The organism is Bradyrhizobium sp. NP1, assembly GCF_030378205.1.
Lineage (GTDB): Bacteria > Pseudomonadota > Alphaproteobacteria > Rhizobiales > Xanthobacteraceae > Bradyrhizobium.
Genome location: NZ_CP127385.1, coordinates 2,067,931 through 2,086,080 on the forward strand (window position 1 = coordinate 2,067,931; position 18,150 = coordinate 2,086,080).

At 65.1% G+C, this 18,150-nt stretch carries 16 protein-coding genes; 15 read left to right on the forward strand and 1 reads right to left on the reverse strand.

Annotation, left to right across the window (positions count from 1 at the left end):
- Positions 1-15 precede the first annotated feature (15 nt).
- From QOU61_RS09935 to QOU61_RS09970, 8 genes are all read left to right on the forward strand, one after another.
- Complete coding sequence (locus tag QOU61_RS09935) at positions 16-621, forward strand: TetR/AcrR family transcriptional regulator (protein WP_289657951.1); 606 nt, start codon at positions 16-18, stop codon at positions 619-621.
- 165 nt (positions 622-786) lie between these two features.
- A complete protein-coding gene (locus QOU61_RS09940; protein WP_289657952.1) occupies positions 787-1,437 on the forward strand; it encodes a flavin reductase family protein in 651 nt (216 codons plus the stop codon).
- 281 nt (positions 1,438-1,718) lie between these two features.
- Complete coding sequence (locus QOU61_RS09945; protein ID WP_289657954.1) at positions 1,719-3,986, forward strand: acyl-CoA dehydrogenase; 2,268 nt, start codon at positions 1,719-1,721, stop codon at positions 3,984-3,986.
- Complete coding sequence (locus QOU61_RS09950) at positions 3,986-5,269, forward strand: acetyl-CoA C-acetyltransferase (RefSeq protein ID WP_289657956.1); 1,284 nt, start codon at positions 3,986-3,988, stop codon at positions 5,267-5,269. Before QOU61_RS09945 ends, QOU61_RS09950 begins: the two co-directional genes overlap by 1 nt.
- A 2-nt stretch (positions 5,270-5,271) precedes the next feature.
- On the forward strand, positions 5,272-7,368 hold the full coding sequence (locus QOU61_RS09955; RefSeq protein WP_289657957.1) for a 3-hydroxyacyl-CoA dehydrogenase NAD-binding domain-containing protein: 2,097 nt from the start codon (positions 5,272-5,274) through the stop codon (positions 7,366-7,368).
- A complete protein-coding gene (locus tag QOU61_RS09960; protein WP_289657959.1) occupies positions 7,368-7,802 on the forward strand; it encodes an acyl-CoA thioesterase in 435 nt (144 codons plus the stop codon). Before QOU61_RS09955 ends, QOU61_RS09960 begins: the two co-directional genes overlap by 1 nt.
- A 153-nt stretch (positions 7,803-7,955) precedes the next feature.
- Positions 7,956-8,144 (forward strand): hypothetical protein, encoded by a 189-nt coding sequence (locus tag QOU61_RS09965; RefSeq protein WP_289657961.1) that lies wholly within the window; start codon positions 7,956-7,958, stop codon positions 8,142-8,144.
- A 160-nt stretch (positions 8,145-8,304) separates the two neighbouring features.
- Positions 8,305-9,174, forward strand: coding sequence for a DeoR/GlpR family DNA-binding transcription regulator (locus QOU61_RS09970; protein ID WP_289657963.1), 870 nt, complete (start codon positions 8,305-8,307; stop codon positions 9,172-9,174).
- Between the two features lie 34 nt (positions 9,175-9,208).
- On the opposite strand, the gene QOU61_RS09975 is transcribed toward QOU61_RS09970, so the two are convergent.
- The gene (locus QOU61_RS09975) at positions 9,209-10,183 is read right to left on the reverse strand and encodes an ABC transporter substrate-binding protein (protein ID WP_289657965.1); all 975 of its coding nucleotides are present in this window, start codon (positions 10,181-10,183) and stop codon (positions 9,209-9,211) included.
- A gap of 245 nt (positions 10,184-10,428) precedes the next feature.
- On the opposite strand from QOU61_RS09975, the gene glpD reads away from it, so the two are divergent.
- From glpD to QOU61_RS10010, 7 genes are all read left to right on the forward strand, one after another.
- On the forward strand, positions 10,429-11,973 hold the full coding sequence (gene glpD / locus QOU61_RS09980; protein ID WP_289657967.1) for a glycerol-3-phosphate dehydrogenase: 1,545 nt from the start codon (positions 10,429-10,431) through the stop codon (positions 11,971-11,973).
- Positions 11,970-13,115, forward strand: coding sequence for an ABC transporter ATP-binding protein (locus tag QOU61_RS09985; RefSeq protein WP_289657969.1), 1,146 nt, complete (start codon positions 11,970-11,972; stop codon positions 13,113-13,115). Before glpD ends, QOU61_RS09985 begins: the two co-directional genes overlap by 4 nt.
- Before the next feature lie 12 nt (positions 13,116-13,127).
- Positions 13,128-14,213 carry an ABC transporter ATP-binding protein gene (locus QOU61_RS09990; protein WP_289657971.1) on the forward strand — a complete coding sequence of 362 codons (1,086 nt, stop codon included), beginning with the start codon at positions 13,128-13,130 and terminating at the stop codon, positions 14,211-14,213.
- Positions 14,213-15,115, forward strand: a complete 903-nt coding sequence (locus QOU61_RS09995; RefSeq protein ID WP_289657973.1) for a carbohydrate ABC transporter permease — start codon at positions 14,213-14,215, stop codon at positions 15,113-15,115. Before QOU61_RS09990 ends, QOU61_RS09995 begins: the two co-directional genes overlap by 1 nt.
- Positions 15,115-15,921 (forward strand): carbohydrate ABC transporter permease, encoded by an 807-nt coding sequence (locus QOU61_RS10000; protein WP_289657975.1) that lies wholly within the window; start codon positions 15,115-15,117, stop codon positions 15,919-15,921. The genes QOU61_RS09995 and QOU61_RS10000 overlap by 1 nt, the downstream gene beginning before the upstream one ends.
- Positions 15,922-15,923: 2 nt before the next feature.
- Complete coding sequence (locus tag QOU61_RS10005) at positions 15,924-16,253, forward strand: DUF2160 domain-containing protein (RefSeq protein ID WP_289657977.1); 330 nt, start codon at positions 15,924-15,926, stop codon at positions 16,251-16,253.
- A 72-nt stretch (positions 16,254-16,325) separates the two neighbouring features.
- On the forward strand, positions 16,326-18,122 hold the full coding sequence (locus QOU61_RS10010; protein WP_289657979.1) for an ABC transporter substrate-binding protein: 1,797 nt from the start codon (positions 16,326-16,328) through the stop codon (positions 18,120-18,122).
- The last annotated feature ends 28 nt before the right edge of the window (positions 18,123-18,150 follow it).

Consider the following 18,150-nt stretch of genomic DNA (forward strand, 5'->3'; position numbering starts at 1 on the left):
AACATTGAGTAGGCCATGACGCTTGTTTCGGAACATATCGAAACCGACACCCGGGAGCGCATTCTCGTGGTGGCGGAGCGCCTGTTCCGCCAGATCGGCTACCAGAAGACGACGGTGGCCGATATCGCCAAAGAGCTCAGGATGAGCCCGGCCAACGTCTATCGCTTCTTCGATTCGAAGAAGGCGATTCACGAAGGCGTGGCGCGCACCCTGATGGGCGGGGTCGAGGAGGCCGCCGCCGTCATCATGGCGAAGCCCGGCTCAGCCGAGAGCCGGATGCGGGAGTTGCTCGCGACCATCCACCGCATGAACTGCGAGCGCTATGTCGGCGACGCCAAGCTGCACGAGATGGTCGAGATCGCCATGGAGGAGAGCTGGGAGGTCTGCGTCGCCCATGTCCAGACCCTCACTGAGACGATCGGCGGCGTGATCGCGCAGGGCGTGGCTTCGGGCGAGTTCAAGGCCGCGGACATCCCGCTGGCGGCCACATGCACGTGCCATGCGATGATGGGCTACTTCCACCCGCAGATGATCGCGCAGGCCCAGAACAAGCCGGGTCCCTCGATCGACCAGATGATCGACTTCGTCCTTGCGAGTCTTACCGCGCGGGGCCGGACATAGCGGCAGGCATAGCGCATTGCGGAGGCGCAACGCGATCACCCGCTCCGCTTGCTGCGCAAGGTCCGCCGGGTTAGGAATCTGCCGGAGCGTCAGGGCACGCAGGCCGAAGCAGTCCAGAAATCTCGATGCAGATCGCTGGCCTGGATTGCTTCGCTGTCGCTCGCCATGACGGGAGAAATCGAGGGAAGAAGGCGCGTGACGAAAGACCTGCATTTCTATGAGCCGAAGAATGGTCACGGCCTGAGGCACGACCCCTTCAACGCCATCGTGGCGCCGCGCCCGATCGGCTGGATCTCCTCACGCGGAGCCAGGGGCAATGTCAACCTCGCGCCCTACAGCTTCTTCAACGGCTTCTGCTACGTGCCGCCGATCATCGGCTTCTCCTCCACCTCCTGGAAGGACAGCGTGCAGAACGTGCAGGAGACCGGCGAGTTCGTCTGGAATCTCGCCACCATGGACCTCGCCAAACAGATGAACGCAACCGCGGCCCATGTCGCGCGCGACGTCAGCGAGTTCGAGACTGCAGGGCTGACCCCGGTGCCGGGCAAGCTCGTCAAGGTGCCGCGGGTCGGCGAAAGCCCGGTTTCGTTCGAATGCAAGGTGACCCAGATCATCCAGCTGCAGGGCGTGAATGGCGAAAAGGCGCAGGCCTGGCTGACGCTGGGTGAGGTGGTCGGCGTGCATATCGACAAGGCGATGATCCGCGACGGCGTGTACCAGACCGGGCTCGCGCACCCGATCGTGCGCGCCGGGCGGCGCGGCGACTATTTCGAGATCAAGCCTGAAAACATGTTCGAGATGATACGGCCGGACTGACCTTCCTCTCCTCCCGCGGTCGCGGGACGAAACGGGACTCTCCCGCGAAGGCGGCAGGCAAAGGGAGGCGGGGTGGCCCGTTCAGGCGCCCCATGCCACGATGCCGCAAGTCATGGTTGTCACGGCGGTTTTTCGGAACTGAGGCCGTGCCGTGCCGTTAACAAACAGCGCACGGACCCGCGTTAATTTCGCTCCATTTTGCAGGTGAAGTGTTCACCCGCGACCGGCACTTTCCGCTAACATGATCGCACCCCGCGCCGCCGATTCATGAGGATTCCACCATGAGCTTTCGCCGCGACTTCATCACCAAGCCGATCTTTTCCCTCGCCCGCGGCGTCATGCCCTCGATGTCCGACACCGAGCGCGAAGCGCTGGAGGCGGGCGATGTGTGGTGGGATGCCGATCTCTTCACCGGCAATCCCGACTGGTCGAAGCTCCTCGCCTATCCGCAGGCCAGTTTGACCGATGAGGAGAAGGCCTTCCTCACGGGGCCGGTCGACGAGCTCTGCGCCATGCTGGACGACTGGAAAATCAACTGGGAATGGCGCGACCTGCCGCCCGAGGCATGGGACTTCATCAAGCGCCACAAATTCTTCGGCATGATCATCCCGAAGGAGTTTGGCGGTCTCGGCTTCTCGCCCTTTGCGCATTCCGAAGTGGTGCGCAAGCTTTCCACGCGCTCGCTCACCGCGGCCGTCACCGTGATGGTGCCGAACTCGCTCGGGCCCGGCGAGCTCCTGATGCGCTTCGGCACCGACGAGCAGCGCCAGAGATGGCTGCCGCGGCTCGCCGACGGCCGCGACATTCCCTGCTTCGGGCTGACCAGCCCCGAGGCCGGCTCGGATGCCGCCTCGATGGTCGATACCGGCATCATCTGCAAGGGCACTTTCGAGGGCCGCGAGGTGCTGGGCCTCAAGCTCAACTGGCACAAGCGCTACATCACGCTCGGTCCGGTCGCGACGCTGCTCGGATTGGCTTTCAAGGCCTATGACCCCGATCATCTCGTGGGCCAGCAGGAGGAGCTCGGCATCACGGTTGCGCTGATCCCGACCCATCTGCCCGGCGTCGAGATCGGCCGCCGCCATCTGCCGGCGATGCAGGTGTTCCAGAACGGCCCGAACTGGGGCCACGACGTCTTCATTCCGCTCGACTACATCATCGGCGGCCAGGAACGGCTCGGGCAGGGCTGGAAGATGCTGATGACGGCGCTGGCCGCCGGTCGCGGCATCTCGCTGCCGTCGCTGTCGGCCGCGGGCGCGGCGTTTGCCGCCCGCACCACCGGCGCCTATGCGCGCGTCCGCGAGCAGTTCGGGATCTCGATCTCCAAGTTCGAGGGCATCGAGGAGCCATTGGCGCGGATCACTGCCACCGCCTATCTGCTCGACGCCGCGCGCCGGCTGACCTGCGCCGCGCTCAACCAGGGGCATCATCCCGCCGTCATCTCCGGCATCATGAAGCTGCAGGCGACCGAGCGGATGCGGATCGCGATCGACGACGCCATGGATGTCCATGGCGGCAAGGCCGTGATCGACGGCCCGCAAAACTATCTCGGCAGCCTCTATCGCTCGGTGCCGGTCGGCATCACCGTCGAAGGCGCCAACATCCTGACCCGCAATTTGATCGTGTTCGGCCAGGGTGCGATCCGCGCGCATCCCTACCTGCTCGAAGAGATGAATGCACTCGGCGAGGCCGATCGCGACAAGGGCCTCGATGCCTTCGACAAGGTGTTCTGGAAACATGTCGGCCACAGCATCAAGACATTGTTTGTCGCCGGGGGCCGCGCCTGGACCTTTGGCCTGTTCGCGCCGGCGCCTGACGCGGGCGATGCGAGCCGCTTCTACCGGCAGATGTCGCGCTATTCTGCGGCCTTTGCGCTTTGCGCCGACATGGCGCTGCTTACGCTCGGTGGCGCGCTGAAGCGCAAGGAGATGCTGTCGGCGCGGTTCGGCGACATCCTCTCCGAGCTCTACCTGTTGTCGGCGGCGCTGAAGCGCTGGCAGGACGAGGGCCGGCAGAGCGCCGACTTCGCCGCGCTCGAATGGTGCATGGCGCAGGGTTTCAGGACCATCGAAACGCGCTTTGCGGAAATCCTCGCCAACCTGCCGAACCGTTTCGTGGCGGTGATCCTGAAATTCCTGGTCCAGCCGTTCGGTGCTCGCGCGGTCGGACCCTCGGACCTGACCGTGCACCGCTGCGCGCAGCTCGTGCTGGAGCCGGGTGCGGCGCGCGACCGGCTGACCGCCGACCTCGCGCATGTTGACGATGACCGCGGCTTCGCGCGCCTGGAGAAGGCGTTCCTGCTGGTCGCCGACACCGAGGATGTGGCCAGGAAACTGCATGCCGCGCGCCTGCACGACTGGCAGGAGGCGGTGAAGCGCGGCGTGATCACGCAGGGCGAGGGCGAGCGGATCGCGGCCGCGCGCGCGGCGGTCGCCAAGGTCATCGAGGTCGATGATTTCGCGCCTGAGGCGCTGTCGCCGATTTACAAGAAGCCCGCCGACGTGCATCAGTTCTTCCAGGAGCTGGGTGAGCAGAGGGCGGCGAGCTGATGGCGCGACCGGTCTTTATCGTCGACGGCAGCCGGACGCCGTTCCTGAAGGCGCGCTCGGGCCCGGGCCCGTTCACGCCGGTCGATCTCGCCGTGCAATGCGGCCGGCCGCTGCTGGCGCGGCAGCCGTTTGCCCCTGATGCCTTCGACCAGGTGATCCTCGGTTGCGTCAATGTCATTGCCGACGAGATGAACCCGGCGCGCGTCGCAGCCCTTCGGCTCGGCATGGGCGAATCCATGGTCGCCTTCACCGTGCAGATCAATTGCGGCTCCGGCATGCAGTCGATCGATACCGCGTACCGCTATATCCGCGAGGGCAATGCCAATCTGATCCTGGCGGGCGGCGCGGAAGCGCTGAGCTACGCGCCGCTGGTGTGGCCGGCGTCCGGCGTGCGCTGGTTTGCCGGTCTCGCCGGCGCCAAGGGCCTGGGCGCGAAGATTGCCGCGGCGCTGAAGATCCGCCCGTCCTATCTCAAGCCGATCATCGGGCTCGAGCGCGGGCTGACCGACCCGATCACCGAGCTCAACATGGGGCAGACCGCTGAGGTTGTCGGCCATCTCTTTGGCATCACCCGCGCGCAGTCCGATGTTTATGCCGCCGAGAGCCACAAGCGGCTTGCGAATGCTCAAAGCCAAGGCTGGCTCAAGGGCGAGGTCGAGATCGCCTTTGCGCGCGACGGCAAGTTCTACGATCACGACGACGGAGTTCGCCCGGATTCGACGCCGGAGACGCTGGCGAAACTGAAGCCCGTGTTCGAACGGCCCTGGGGCCAGGTCACCGCCGGCAATTCCTCGCAGATCACCGACGGCGCCTCCTGGGTGATCCTGGCTTCCGAGGAAGCGGTCGCCAAGCATGGCTTGACGCCGAAAGCGGCCATCATCGACAGCCAGTGGTCGGCGCTCGATCCGAGCATCATGGGCCTGGGGCCGGTGCTGTCGGCAACCGCGCTCCTGAAGCGCAATGAGCTCACCCTGCAGGATATCGATACCTGGGAATTGAACGAGGCGTTCGCGACGCAAGTGCTCGCCTGCCTCGCCGCCTGGAACGAAGACAAGTTCTGCCGTGAGATCCTCGGGCTTGACGGAGCAGCCGGCGAGATCGATCGCGAAAAGCTCAATGTCGATGGCGGTGCCATCTCGCTCGGCCATCCCGTGGGCACCAGCGGCAACCGCATCGTGCTCCACCTCGTCAATGCGATGAAGCGGCTCGGCACGCGGCGCGGCGTTGCCACCGAATGCATCGGCGGCGGGCAGGGCGGCGCCATGCTGATCGAGATGGTGTGACCATGGAATCGCGGATCCTGGATGTGCTCGACGACCGCGTGCTCGAGCTCGGGCCGAAGCCTGAGGCGGGCGGCGCGTACCGCAATTTCAAGCTGACGCGCGATGCCGACGGCATTGCCTGGCTGCTGTTCGACCGCGAGGGCGCGAGCGCCAATACGCTTTCCGCCGACGTGCTGGAAGAGCTCGACAAGATCATCGCCGAGCTCGAAGCGCAGCGGCCGGCCGGCCTTGTCGTCCGCTCGGCCAAGAAAAGCGGCTTCATTGCCGGCGCCGACGTCAATGAATTCCGCGGCGCGAGCGATCCATCGGTGGTCGAGCGCGCGATCGGTCGCGCGCATGCGGTGATCGATCGCCTCGAGGCATTGCGCGTGCCGAGCGTGGCGGTCATCCACGGCTTCTGTCTCGGCGGCGGGCTCGAGGTCGCGCTCGCCTGCCAGTCGCGCATTGCCATCGACGACGCGCGTTTCGGCTTTCCCGAGGTGATGCTCGGGCTGCATCCCGGGCTTGGTGGCACCGCTCGTTTCACCGCGCTCGTCAACCCGATGCAGGCGATGACCCTGATGCTGACCGGGCGCACCATCGATGCCCGGCGGGCAAAGGCGCTCGGCCTCGTCGACGCCGTGACGCAGGAGCGTCACGTGCGCAACGCGGTGAAGGATGCGGTGTTCGGCGGGTTGAAGCGCGCACGGCCCGGCGTGATGAACAGCATCCTTAATGCCGGCCCTGTGCGCGGCTTTCTCGCCTCGCGCATGCGCCGCGAGGCCGACAAGGCCGCACCACATGAGCATTATCCAGCGCCGTTCGCGCTGATCGATCTCTGGGAAAAGCACGGCGGCGACAAGGCGGCGATGCTTGCCGCCGAGAAGGTTTCCTTCGCGAAGTTGATGGTGACGCCGACCGCGCAGAACCTGATCCGGGTGTTCTTCCTGCGCGAGCAGATGAAGAAGATTGCCGGAAGCGGCAACAAGGTCGGCCATGTCCATGTCATCGGCGCCGGCGCGATGGGCGGCGACATCGCTGCCTGGTGCGCGCATCAGGACATGCGGGTCACGCTCGCCGACATGAAGGCCGAGCCGGTCGCAGGCGCGGTCAAGCGCGCCAGCGATCTCTACAAAAAGATCGTCCGCAAGCCCACCGAGGTCAGGGACACGCTCGACCGGCTGATCCCGGACATGGAAGGCGAGGGCGTGCGCAACGCCGACTTGATCATCGAAGCGGTGCCGGAAAAGCTGGAGCTGAAGCAGAAGGTTTATGCCTCGCTCGAGCCGAAGATGAAGCCGGGCGCGATCCTTGCGACCAACACCTCGAGCATTCCGCTGCAGGACCTGCGCACCACGCTTGCAAGGCCGGAGCGGCTGGTGGGGCTGCATTTCTTCAACCCGGTGTCGCGGCTGCAGCTCGTCGAGGTCGTCAGTCATGACGGCAACGACCCGGAGCTTCTCAAGGAGGCGACCGCCTTCGTCGGCGCCATCGACCGCCTGCCCCTGCCGGTGAAGAGCTCGCCGGGCTTCCTCGTCAACCGCGCGCTGACGCCCTACATGCTGGAAGCGATGGTGCTGCTCGACGAGAAGGTCGACAAGACCGTGATCGATGCGGCCGCGGAAAAATTCGGCATGCCGATGGGGCCGATCGAGCTCGCCGACCAGGTCGGGCTCGACATCTGTCTCGACGTCGGCGACATGCTGCGCTCGAAATTCGGCGATGCGCTGCCGCCGACGCCGGCCTGGCTGCGCGAGAAGGTGCAGAAGGGCGAGCTCGGCCGCAAGACCGGCAAGGGTTTTTACACCTGGACGGACGGCAAGGCGCAGAAGGGCCCGACGCCTCCAAATGCCGGCCAGCCCTCGGCCGAGATGACCGATCGTCTGATCCTGCCGATGTCGAATGTCTGCGTCGCCTGCCTGCGTGAAGGCATCGTCGAAAACGCCGACGTGGTCGACGGCGCGATGATCTTCGGCACCGGCTACGCGCCGTTCCGCGGCGGCCCGTTGAACTATGCCCGTACGCGTGGCGTCGACGACGTCGTCGCCACGCTGCGGCGGCTGGCTGAAAAATTCGGCGGCCGCTTCACGCCGGACGCGGGCTGGGAGACCTTCAAATAATGAGCGATACCCATCCGCACGCGCCGCCGAACAGCGAGATCGAGCCCTGTGGCGATCTCTGCATCCGCACGCTGGCGATGCCGGCCGACACCAACGCCAATGGCGATATCTTCGGCGGCTGGCTGCTCAGCCAGATGGACGTCGGTGGCGGCGTGTTCGCCTCCAAGATCGCGAAATCCCGCACCGTGACGGTTGCGATCGACGCGATGAATTTCCGGAAACCCGTCTATGTCGGCGACCTTGTCTCCGTGCACGCCAATCTGGTCCGCCTCGGCCGCACGTCGGTGACGGTCCATCTCGAAGCCTGGGTGTTGCGTCGCAAGGAAGCGATACAATCGATGCTGGTGACCGACGGCAACTTCACCTACGTCTCGATCGACGATCAGGGCCGGCCGCAGGAGATCGCGCGGGACGGCGCGGCGATCACGACCTGAAGTACCCCGGTTCCCGCCTACACGCGAATGTCATCGCACGGATGGCTTGCGTGCCACGGCTTCGCTTGCGTCGCTGTCGCGCATTTCGCACCTGGAACGTTCTTCGCCCTGCTTCGTTGTTGGCCCGCTATTGAGGAGGCCAAGACCCGGGCAATGTCGAAGTCCTACATCATCGAAATCAATTCCCAGCCGGCAGGCATCGTCGTTCGTGACCGTTCCGGCTATCGCTTCTTCGCCGCTTCACCCAGATTCGGCCGCATGGAAGGCCAGGTTTTCCGTAGCGCCCGCGAGGCGGAGCGGGCTGCGGCGCAGCTGTCGCGCGAGATGAGCGCCGCCGCCTGAGCCATTCCGGCGGGGTGTGCGGGCGGCGCGGCGATCCGGCTCTCTTCGCCGGCCGTCACCGGGCAAATCCTTAACCGCGATTGCATGATCCGCCCTCCCGCTCCGTTGACCGTGCCGGAAAACCGCCGCACCATGGCCGCCCCCCTGTCCGAGCATCGCCATGGCAAGCCTGTCCAATCGCCAGACCGAGATCCTCAACCTCGCCCGCGCCTCCGGCCGCGTGATGGTGGAGGAGCTCGCGCGCCGCTTCGAGGTCTCCGCGCAGACCATCCGCAAGGATCTCAACGATCTCTGCGAGGAGCGCGCGCTGACCCGCATCCATGGCGGGGCGATCATCGCCTCCGGTGTCGAGAACCTCGCCTATGAGGCGCGCCGCTTCGTCGCGGCGGAGGAGAAGAAGGCGATCGGCGCCGCCGCCGCGGCGCTGATCCCGGACGGCTGCTCGCTCTTCATCAACATCGGCACCACGACGGAGGAGGTGGCGGCCGCGCTGACCTCGCACGAGGACCTGCTCGTCATCACCAACAACCTCAATGTAGCGATGCTGCTCTATCGTTTTCCGCGCATCGAGGTGATCGTCGCGGGCGGCACGGTGCGCCGTGCCGACGGCGCCGTGGTCGGCTCGACCGCGACCAACCTGATCGGCCAGTTCAAGGTCGATTACGCCATCATCGGCGCGTCCGCGATCGACGAGGAGGGCGCGCTGCTCGACTTCGACTATCGCGAGGTGCAGGCGGCGCAGGCGATCATCGCCAACGCCCGCAGCGTCATGCTGGTTGCCGACTCCACCAAGCTCAGGCGCAGCGCGCCGGTGCGCATCGCCCATATCGGCCAGATCCAGACCTTCGTCACCGACCGCGCGCTGCCATCGAGCCTTGCCAATATCTGCCACACCCGCGGCATCCAGGTGATCGAGGCAATGCCGCAGTCCGGTGACGATGCCGACGAGGCGGGGGAGGCGGCAGAGCCCGCCGCCGAGACCGCGGAGTCCTCAACCGAGGCCGCGCCGATCCCGTTCCGCCGCGCCTAGCTCCTTTACGCTGTCATATTCCGGCGCGGCGTGATCACTCGATCACTTCATCCACATTGGCGAGCAGCGGGCCCGGCACCGTCACGCCCAGCGCCTTCGCAGCCTTCAGGTTGACCACGAACTCGAATTTGGTGGGCCGTTCGATCGGCAGATCGGCGGGGCGCGCGCCGTGCAGGATCTGCGCAACATAAGGACCGAGGCGGCGATAGAGGTGCACGAGGTCGGGACCGTAGGACATCAGCCCGCCGCCGTCCGGAAAGGTGCGGAATTGCGAAATTCCGGGAATGCCCTGGCTTGAGAGGATTTCCGCGATACGTGCTCCGCCCTGGCGGATCAGCGGCGAGCCGAGCAGGATTGCGGCTTGCGGTCGCTGCTTCAGCCCGAGATCGAGCGCCGCTTCCAGGCCTGCATTGTCCTTGAAATCCATCGCCACGATCTCGATCGACCTGGCCTGCGCCGCTGTCTTGATGGCGTTGAACTGATAGACGCCGGTCGTCGTATCCCAGAGCACCGCGATCCTGCTCGCGTCCGGCTTGACGTCCAGGATCTGCTGCAGCCACTTGCCGCAAAGGCTCGGCGCATCCAGGAAGACGCCGGTGAGATTGCCGCCGGGATGGGCGAGGCTTTCGACATAGCCGCTGGCGACGGGATCGCTTTCGAGATCGTTGGCGATGAGCGGCAAATCCCTGGTCGCGGCTCTCGCGGCCTCGATCGAGGGGCGGGCCGTCGGGATCAGGAGCGCGACGCGAAGTTGAATCAGTTCCTGGACCAGTTGCGGGAGAATTTCCGGCCTGCCGCGCGCCCAGCGCTCTTCGACCTTGATCGTCTCGTCCACGACATAGCCCGCGTCGCGCAGGCCCTCGCGCAGGGCATTGGGAATGAGCGACCCGGACTCCGGCGTGCCGGGGTGCAGAAATCCGATCACCGGCAGCTTCGCGGGTTGCGCGCGGGTGCGCCGGACGCTCGCCGCTGCTGCCGCCAGCCCTGCAATGAACGTCCGCCGTTTCATGCATCTTCCCCCAAGGCTGTCGCATCGTATCGGCGCGACCGGACCGGAGGAAGGAGCCGTCGCGGCCTGCGATCTGCCGGCGACTGGGCCGTCACGCACCGGCCATCGCATTTGCGCCGCGCGATCGGGGTGTCTGGCCGGTCTCTCGCTCCGAACTTTCGCTTGCTTTCGTTTTAGGTTCTGTTGTAGTCACAAACGAAAGTAAATCGCCAATGTGAACGGGCGATCGCCGGGGAAAAGCGCCTTTGGACCGGATTTTCGACCTCGCCATCATCGGGGGCGGCGTCAATGGCTGCGGCATCGCGCGCGATGCGGCCGGCCGCGGCAATTCCGTTTTCCTCTGTGAAATGAATGATTTGGCGAGCGGGACATCGTCCTGGTCGACCAAGCTCGTGCATGGCGGCTTGCGCTATCTCGAATATTACGAGTTTCGCCTGGTCCGTGAGGCGCTGATCGAGCGCGAAATCCTCTGGCAGATCGCGCCCCATATCATCCGTCCCCTGCGCTTCGTGCTGCCGCACCACGCCGGCTTGCGGCCCGCCTGGCTGTTGCGGCTTGGCCTCTTCCTTTACGACCACATCGGTGGCCGCAAGCTGCTGCCGCCGACGCGGACGCTGGATCTCGCACGCGATGTTGTCGGCAAGCCGCTGATACCAGGCCGTTACACCAGGGGCTTTGAATATTCCGACTGCTTCGTCGACGATGCGCGCCTTGTCGTGCTCACGGCGCGTGATGCGGCCGACCGCGGCGCCGAGATTCGCACCCGTACCCGCGCGGTCGAGATCCGCCAGGTCGACGGCATCTGGCGTGTCACGGTCGAGAACACGCTGACCGGCGCGCGCGAGACGATCGGCGCCCGCGTGCTGGTCAATGCCGGCGGTCCCTGGGTCGAACAGGTGCTGGCGGCAGGCTCCGGCGTCAATGCGCGCGCCAAGGTGCGGCTGGTGCAGGGCTCGCACATCGTGGTGAAGAAGCTCTACGAGCACGACCGCGCCTACATCCTGCAGAACGCCGACGGCCGCATCGTCTTCGTCATTCCCTACCAGGACGACTTCACCCTGATCGGCACCACCGACCGCGACTATCACGGCGATCCGGCGAAGGTGAAGGCGACGGCGGAGGAGATCAGCTATCTCTGCGCGTCCGTTTCCGAATATCTCGCCAGGCCCGTGAAGCCCGAAGACGTGGTCTGGACCTATGCCGGCGTGCGACCGCTGTATGACGACGGCGCCAGCGAAGCCAAGGCCGCCACCCGCGACTATGTATTCGAGCTCGACCTGCCGGGCGGGGCGCCGCTGCTTTCGATCTATGGCGGCAAGATCACGACCTATCGCCGCCTGTCCGAGGAGGCGCTGGAGCGGCTTTCGCCCTATCTTCGCGGCTCGAGCCAAAGCGAGGGCTGGACCGGAAGAGCCCCGCTGCCCGGCGGCGACATGGATGTGTCGATGCCGCCAGCGCTCGCGGCCGAATTGGTGCGCGATTACCCGTTTCTCGCGCCGGCCCATGCCAACAGGCTCGCGCATGCCTATGGCACGCGTGCCGCCCTCGTGCTCGGCAGCGCGAAATCGATGGCCGATCTCGGCCAGTCCTTTGGCGCGACCTTGACGGCGGCCGAGGTCTCCTACCTGATGGCGGCGGAATGGGCGTTGACCGCTGAAGACATCGTATGGCGGCGCTCGAAGCTGGGTCTGCGCATGTCTTCCACCGAGGTCGCCGCACTCGACGACTGGATCGCCACCGTCAGGGACCAGCGCACGGCGCCGCGGGCGGAGGCGGGAGGGCGGCCATGAGCGTCACGCTCGACCATGTCATCCGCACGATCGACGGCGTCCCCGCCATTCGCGACGTGTCGCTGACATTGGAGCGCGGCACGCTCAACGTGCTGCTCGGGCCGACGCTGGCGGGCAAGACCTCGATCATGCGGCTGTTCGCCGGCCTCGACAAGCCGACCTCGGGCCGCGTGCTGGTCGACGGCCGCGACGTCACCGGGGCGGACGTGCGGCAGCGCTCGGTCGCAATGGTCTACCAGCAATTCATCAACTATCCGTCGCTGTCGGTCTACGAGAACATCGCCTCGCCCCTGCGGGTACAGGGCCAGCCGCGCGCCGAGATCGAGAAGCGCGTCGCGGAGGCCGCAAGGCTGTTGCGGCTCGAGCCTTACCTCGAGCGCACGCCGCTCCAGCTTTCCGGCGGCCAGCAGCAGCGCACCGCGATCGCGCGCGCGCTGGTCAAGGGCGCCGACCTCGTGCTGCTCGACGAGCCGCTGGCCAATCTCGACTACAAGCTGCGCGAGGAATTGCGCGCCGAACTGCCGCGGATCTTCGAGGCGTCGGGTGCGATCTTCGTCTATGCGACCACCGAGCCCTCCGAAGCGCTGCTGCTCGGTGGCCGCACCATCTGCATGTGGGAAGGCGAGGTGCTGCAGGCCGGCGCGACGCCGACCGTCTACCGTCATCCCGACACCTTGCGCGTCGCGCAGGTGTTTTCCGATCCGCCGCTCAACCTGGTGCGTATCGAGAAGCGCAGCGGGCAGGTCACCTATGCGGGCGGCGTCACCGCGCCTGCGAGCGGGCTCTATGCCAAGCTCGGCGACGGCGCCTATCGCGTCGGCTTCCGCGCGCATCAGCTCGAGATCGCAAATGGCGTGGCCGGCCGCCACGCCTTTCCGTCCACCGTCGCGGTCACCGAGATCACCGGCTCGGAAAGCTTCGTCCATCTGCACCGGCACGACGCCGACGCCAACTGGGTCGCGGTGCTGCATGGCGTGCATGAGTTCGAGCCCGGCCAGGCGCTCGAGGCCGTGCTCGATCCCGACAATGTCTTTGTGTTCGATGCGGCGGGCCGGCTGGTCGCTGCACCCGCGGTAGCGTTTTCGAGCGAAGTGCATGGCGGTTCGCGGCAAGAAAACCCGCCAAGAAATTCGAGCAATTGAGGGAGATGCGCCATGGCCCGCATTGACCTCGTCGACCTCGCGCATTCCTACGGCAGCAACGACGCGCCGCCGGAATCCTTCGCGCTGAAGCCGGTCACCATGACGTGGCGGCAGGGCGGCGCCTACGCGTTGCTCGGACCTTCCGGCTGCGGCAAGACCACGCTGCTCAACCTGATCTCCGGCATCATCGCGCCCTCGCGCGGGAAAATCCTGTTCGATGGCACCGATGTCACGCCACGGTCGACGAGGGAGCGCAATATCGCGCAGGTGTTCCAGTTCCCGGTGATCTACGACACCATGACAGTGGGGCAGAACCTGGCATTCCCCCTGAAGAACCGCGGCGTGCCGAAGGCGGAAATCGAGGCGCGCGTCGCCGAGATCGCGCGGCTGCTCGACCTCTCGCCCTATCTCAACCGCAAGGCGACGCGGCTCACCGCCGACGCCAAGCAGAAGATTTCGCTCGGCCGGGGGCTGGTGCGTTCCGACGTCGCCGCGATCCTGTTCGACGAGCCGCTCACGGTGATCGACCCCGAATTGAAATGGCAGTTGCGCTCCAAGCTGAAGGCGCTGCACCGCGAGCTCGATCTCACCATGATCTACGTCACCCACGATCAGACCGAGGCGTTGACCTTCGCCGATACCGTCGTGGTGATGCATGACGGCCGCGTGGTGCAGAGCGGCACGCCGGCCGAGCTGTTCGAGAAGCCCGCGCATACCTTCGTCGGCTATTTCATCGGCTCGCCCGGCATGAACATCATTCCGGCCGAGGTGAGGGGCCGCGAGGCGCGGATCGATGGTCACACCATCGCGCTGACGCGAAGCTATAACGCTCTGCCGTCGGGCGCGAAAATCGAGATCGGCGTGCGCCCCGAATTCGTCGACATCGCGCAGCCCGCGCCTGGTCTGCTGTCCGCCCGGATCGAGCGGATCGACGATCTTGGCCGTATCCGCTTCGCCCGGGTGCGGGTCGGCGATGCCAGGCTTTCCGCGCGCGTGCCATCAGGCTTTTCGGCTTCCGACGGCGTCGCGGGGCTGAAATTCGATCCTGCCCATGTGCACGTCTATGCCGACAGCCGTCTGGTCGAGGGAGCGGCCTGATGGACAAGACCGTCAACCAGAAAGCCTGGTTCCTCGTGCTGCCGGTGTTCGCAGTGGTGGCGTTCTCCGCCGTTTTGCCACTGATGACGGTCGTGAACTATTCGATGCAGGACACCTTCGGCAACAACCAGTTCTTCTGGAACGGGGTCGGCTGGTTCAAGGAGCTGCTCGATCCCTCGACCGATCTCGGCAGCCGCTTCTTCGCCTCGCTCTGGCGCAATCTGTTCTTCTCCGCGGTGATCCTTGCCATCGAGGTGCCGCTCGGCATCCTGATCGCGCTGTCGATGCCGCGGCAGGGCTGGCAGGTTGCCGCATGTCTGGTGATCCTCGCACTGCCGCTCCTGATTCCCTGGAACGTGGTCGGCACCATCTGGCAGATCTTCGGCCGTGGCGACATCGGCCTGCTCGGCTACGTGCTGAACAGCATCGGCATCAACTACAACTATGTCGCCAACGACGTCGACGCGTGGGTCACCGTGATCGTCATGGACGTCTGGCACTGGACGAGCCTGGTGGCGCTGCTTTGCTACGCCGGACTGAAGTCGATCCCCGACGCCTATTACCAGGCCGCGCAAATCGACGGCGCCTCGCGCTGGGCCGTGTTCAAGGCGATCCAGCTGCCGAAGATGAACCGCGTGCTCCTGATCGCGGTGCTCTTGCGCTTCATGGACAGCTTCATGATCTACACCGAGCCCTTCGTCGTGACCGGCGGCGGACCCGGCAACTCGACGACCTTCATCTCGATCGAGCTCGTCAAGATCGCGCTCGGCCAGTTCGACCTCGGCAAGGCTGCCGCGCTTTCGCTGGTCTACAATCTGATCATCCTGATCGTGTGCTGGGTGTTCTACACCGTCATGATCAATGCCGGCACCGAGCGTCGGGCCAAAGACGGGGGCAAGTGATGTACTCGATTCCCGGCCGCCGCCTCATCCTCGGGCTTTTCCTGGTCTTCCTGTTGTTGCCGATCTACTGGCTCGTCAACATGAGCTTCAAGACCAACAACGAAATCGTCACGACCATGACGTTGTGGCCGCATCAGCCGACACTGCAGCATTACCGGCGCATCTTCACGGACGAGAGCTGGTACTCCGGCTACATCAACTCGCTCGAATACGTCGTCATCAACACCATCATCTCGATCTCGGTCGCGCTGCCGGCGGCCTACGCGTTCTCACGCTACCGTTTCCTCGGCGACAAGCACCTGTTCTTCTGGCTGTTGTCGAACCGCATGGCGCCGGCCGCGGTCTATGCGCTTCCTTTCTTCAATCTCTATTCGGCGATCGGACTGTTCGACACGCCCTGGGCGGTGGCGCTGGCGCACTGCATCTTCAATGTGCCGCTCGCGGTATGGATTCTCGAAGGTTTCGTGTCCGGCGTGCCGCGCGAGATCGACGAGACCGCGTTCCTCGACGGCTATTCCTTTCCGCGCTTCTTCATCAAGATCCTGATTCCGCTGATCGCAAGCGGCATCGGGGTCGCCGCCTTCTTCTGCTTCATGTTTTCCTGGGTCGAGCTGCTGCTTGCCCGCACGCTGACGTCGGTGGCTGCAAAACCGATTTCGGCCGTCATGACCCGCACGGTCTCGGCCGCCGGCATGGACTGGGGCCTCTTGGCCGCGGCGGGCGTGCTTACCATCATCCCGGGTGCGCTCGTGATCTGGTTTGTCCGCAACTACATCGCGCGTGGCTTCGCGCTGGGACGGGTGTAGCCATGGAAAACATCGCATGGATGGCCTGGACCCTGCCGACCGCGATTTTCTTCGCGCTGCTTGCCGCCACGCTTGGCGCGATGACCTGGCTTGCGATCGCCTATCCGGAAGCCGAGCGCGTCGGCGTGTTGCGCATTCCGACCACGCGCGGCGACCGCCTGTTCATCTCGCTGGTGCTTGCCGCCGTGATCCATCTGTTGTGGATCGGCCTCGTCGGCACCGACGCCATCGCGACCTTGCCGATCGGGGAAGATGGCTTTGAGATTTCGAGCCTGTGGCTCGCGACCGCGATTTCGCTTGGTCTAGCCGTGCTGATTTTCCGCACGGTCTAGGACGGCGAAGAGGAGCAGATCCGGGACCAACCCGGGCCTGATGATGTTTGTAGCTGCCAACGGAGGAACAACATGCGACACTTGGAGAGCAGCAAGGGGCCTTTGACCAGGACCCGGGTTCTGATGATGACCAGCGCGTTCGCGCTGATTGCCGCGTCTGCCGCAGTGACCGCGCCCGCCCGCGCCGGTGAGGCCGAAGCCAAGAAATGGATCGACAGCGAATTCCAGCCGTCGACGCTGTCCAAGGACGACCAGATGAAGGAGATGCAGTGGTTCATCAAGGCCGCTGAACCCTTCAAGGGCATGGAGATCAACGTCGTCTCCGAAACGCTGACGGTGCACGAATATGAATCGCGCACGCTCGCCAAGGCGTTCGAGGAAATTACCGGCATCAAGGTCAAGCACGACATCATCCAGGAGGGTGACGTCGTCGAGAAGATCCAGACCCAGATGCAGTCGGGCAAGAACGTCTATGACGGCTGGATCAACGATTCCGACTTCATCGGCACGCATTTCCGCTACGGCCAGGCGGTCGACCTGACGGATTGGATGGGAGGCGAGGGCAAGGACGTCACCGATCCGATGCTCGACGTCAACGACTTCATCGGCAAGTCGTTCACGACCGCGCCGAACGGCCACCTCTACCAGTTGCCCGACCAGCAGTTCGCGAACCTCTACTGGTTCCGCTACGACTGGTTCTCCAATCCCGACTACAAGGCCAAGTTCAAGGCCAAGTACGGCTACGACCTCGGCGTTCCCGTGAACTGGTCGGCCTATGAGGACATCGCTGACTTCTTCACCAACGACATCAAGGAGGTCAATGGCGTCCGCGTCTATGGCCACATGGACTATGGCAAGAAGGACCCGTCCCTGGGCTGGCGTTTCACCGACGCCTGGCTGTCGATGGCCGGCAACGGCGACAAGGGCATCCCGAACGGACTGCCTGTCGACGAATGGGGCATTCGCATGGAAGGCTGCCGCCCCGTGGGCTCCTCCGTCGAGCGTGGCGGCGACGTCAACGGTCCCGCGGCGGTCTATTCGATCGTCAAATATCTCGACTGGATGAAGAAATATGCTCCGCCGCAGGCGCAGGGCATGACCTTCTCCGAGTCGGGACCGGTGCCGTCGCAGGGCAACATCGCCCAGCAGATCTTCTGGTACACCGCTTTCACCGCCGACATGGTGAAGCCGGGTCTGCCCGTGATGAACGCGGACGGGACGCCGAAGTGGCGCATGGCGCCATCGCCGCACGGCTCGTATTGGAAGGAGGGCATGAAGCTCGGTTACCAGGACGTGGGCTCGGCGACGCTTCTCAAGTCGACCCCGGTCGACCGCCGCAAGGCCGCCTGGCTCTATTTGCAGTTCATCGTCTCCAAGACGACGTCCCTGAAGAAGAGCCACGTCGGCCTGACCTTCATCCGCGAATCCGACATCTGGGACAAGTCGTTCACCGAACGAGCGCCCAAGCTCGGCGGCCTGATCGAGTTCTATCGCTCGCCGGCGCGCGTGCAGTGGACCCCGACCGGCAACAACGTGCCCGACTATCCGAAGCTCGCGCAATTGTGGTGGCAGAACATCGGCGATGCGTCGTCGGGTGCGAAGACGCCGCAGGCCGCGATGGATGCGCTTGCTGCCGCTCAGGACTCCGTGATGGAGCGTCTCGAGAAATCCGGCGTGCAGGGCGCCTGCGGGCCGAAGCTGAACAAGAAGGAGAAGCCGGAATACTGGTTCGCCAAGGCGGAGAAGGACGGCCACGTCGCCCCGCAACGCAAGCTCGCGAACGAGAAGCCAAAGGGCGAAACCATCGACTACGACACGCTGATCAAGTCGTGGCCGGCAACCCCGCCCAAGCGCGCGGAAGCGAAGTGAGGCGACCTCGCCGTCGTCGCCCGGCTTG

Bases quoted from the DNA above. Each gene is read 5' to 3' on its own strand.
- QOU61_RS09970 (WP_289657963.1), top strand. From the start codon at position 8,305: ATGGCAAGCCTGTCCAATCGCCAGACCGAGATCCTCAACCTCGCCCGC.
- QOU61_RS09985 (WP_289657969.1), top strand. From the start codon at position 11,970: ATGAGCGTCACGCTCGACCATGTCATCCGCACGATCGACGGCGTCCCC.
- QOU61_RS09960 (WP_289657959.1), top strand. From the start codon at position 7,368: ATGAGCGATACCCATCCGCACGCGCCGCCGAACAGCGAGATCGAGCCC.
- QOU61_RS09940 (WP_289657952.1), top strand. From the start codon at position 787: ATGACGGGAGAAATCGAGGGAAGAAGGCGCGTGACGAAAGACCTGCAT.
- QOU61_RS09965 (WP_289657961.1), top strand. From the start codon at position 7,956: ATGTCGAAGTCCTACATCATCGAAATCAATTCCCAGCCGGCAGGCATC.
- QOU61_RS10010 (WP_289657979.1), top strand. From the start codon at position 16,326: ATGCGACACTTGGAGAGCAGCAAGGGGCCTTTGACCAGGACCCGGGTT.
- QOU61_RS09955 (WP_289657957.1), top strand. From the start codon at position 5,272: ATGGAATCGCGGATCCTGGATGTGCTCGACGACCGCGTGCTCGAGCTC.
- QOU61_RS10005 (WP_289657977.1), top strand. From the start codon at position 15,924: ATGGAAAACATCGCATGGATGGCCTGGACCCTGCCGACCGCGATTTTC.
- QOU61_RS09950 (WP_289657956.1), top strand. From the start codon at position 3,986: ATGGCGCGACCGGTCTTTATCGTCGACGGCAGCCGGACGCCGTTCCTG.
- QOU61_RS09975 (WP_289657965.1), bottom strand. From the start codon at position 10,183: ATGAAACGGCGGACGTTCATTGCAGGGCTGGCGGCAGCAGCGGCGAGC.
- QOU61_RS09935 (WP_289657951.1), top strand. From the start codon at position 16: ATGACGCTTGTTTCGGAACATATCGAAACCGACACCCGGGAGCGCATT.
- QOU61_RS09990 (WP_289657971.1), top strand. From the start codon at position 13,128: ATGGCCCGCATTGACCTCGTCGACCTCGCGCATTCCTACGGCAGCAAC.
- QOU61_RS09995 (WP_289657973.1), top strand. From the start codon at position 14,213: ATGGACAAGACCGTCAACCAGAAAGCCTGGTTCCTCGTGCTGCCGGTG.
- QOU61_RS09945 (WP_289657954.1), top strand. From the start codon at position 1,719: ATGAGCTTTCGCCGCGACTTCATCACCAAGCCGATCTTTTCCCTCGCC.
- QOU61_RS10000 (WP_289657975.1), top strand. From the start codon at position 15,115: ATGTACTCGATTCCCGGCCGCCGCCTCATCCTCGGGCTTTTCCTGGTC.